Source organism: Parapedobacter sp. ISTM3, from assembly GCF_016533505.1.
In the GTDB taxonomy this organism is placed as follows: Bacteria; Bacteroidota; Bacteroidia; order Sphingobacteriales; family Sphingobacteriaceae; genus Parapedobacter; species Parapedobacter luteus.
The window spans coordinates 1-1,273 of record NZ_JAENGN010000051.1 but is presented as its reverse complement, the minus strand read 5'-3'; the positions used below and the strand labels follow the sequence as shown (position 1 = coordinate 1,273).

At 52.6% G+C, this 1,273-nt stretch carries 1 protein-coding gene; it reads right to left on the bottom strand.

Translation table 11 applies throughout. The features are described 5' to 3' along the window. Positions 1-933 (bottom strand): group II intron reverse transcriptase/maturase (gene ltrA / locus JHJ32_RS22510; RefSeq protein ID WP_200122963.1); only part of this gene is annotated, 933 nt, incomplete at its 3' end. Positions 934-1,273 lie beyond the last annotated feature (340 nt).

Here is a 1,273-nt window from a genome sequence, read left to right as displayed (position 1 = left end):
CCGGGCGGGGACGACCCGGCTTTTCTCCTTGTTGACCTTGAGCCGCAGCTTCTGCTCGATGAAGGGAACAAGACTGCCCATAACCCTTTCCGCCCCCCGTTTGCTTCTGCAGAAAACAATAACGTCATCTGCATAACGTGCAAACCGGTGGCCTCTTCGCTCCAGTTCCTTGTCCAGTTCGTCCAGCATCACATTACTCAATAGTGGGCTTAGGGGACCTCCTTGCGGCACACCCAGCTCACCGGGTTCATAATGCTCACCGATACGGATGCCTGCGTTCAGGTATCTGTGTATCAGCGATACCACCCTGCCATCATCTACCCTGCGGGAGAGCAGTTCGACCAGCCGGCTATGGTTGACCGTGTCAAAGAACTTTTCCAAGTCCAGATCCACCGCATAGGTATAGCCTTCGGTGATGTGGTTCCTGCTTTTGAGTAGGGCTTGGTGGGCATTGCGTGCTGGCCTGAAGCCATAGCTGTTTGGGGAGAACCCTGCTTCATAGAGCGGCGTCAGTGCTTGACTGATGGCCTGTTGGATCAATCTGTCGATGACCGTGGGTATCCCCAGCATTCGTTTACTTCCGTTGTCCTTGGGGATTTCTACCCGCCGGACGGGGTTCGGGCGATATTTGCCCTGTAGGATGGATGTTATGAGTTCTTCTTTCCGGTTCAGCAGGTAATCCCTGAGGGAATCAACCTCCATGTTGTCCACCCCGGCTGCTCCCTTATTGCTTGTTACCTGTTTATAGGCTGCGTTCAGGTTGGCCGGGGATACGATGAACTCGAGCAATCCATGACCCGTTTTACTGTCCGTGGGGTTATTTTCAGTTATCCACATGAAGGTCTGCCCTCCCACGTGGGCGTCAGATTCCGTCCTGGCTTGATGTGGGCAGGTCTCTGATTGATTCGAGATTTTCTGCTTTTTACCCTTCATCTGGTAACATTCGTTTACTTCCCACTCCTTAAGGTTTGACCCTTCGAACTTTGGTGAGGCCTCGTTGGTGTACAACGCTCGTTACTGGTTCTACTATGGTCGCTGCTGACTTCTCACGACAACTGTTGTCCGCGCTTCCGAAAAAAAAACGTCCGCACGTCCGTGAGACCTCCCCGGGTAAGAACGATAACTTTCATCCCATATACCTGTTGCATTTACCATGTTGTCCCCGTGCAGTATGGGACTTCGATTCGTGTTGCAATCTCATCCAAACAACTTTGGCCTTATATGCACTTCCTGTTCGTCAGGCCGGGAGTTTGCCGCCGGCTTCCTTCAGATT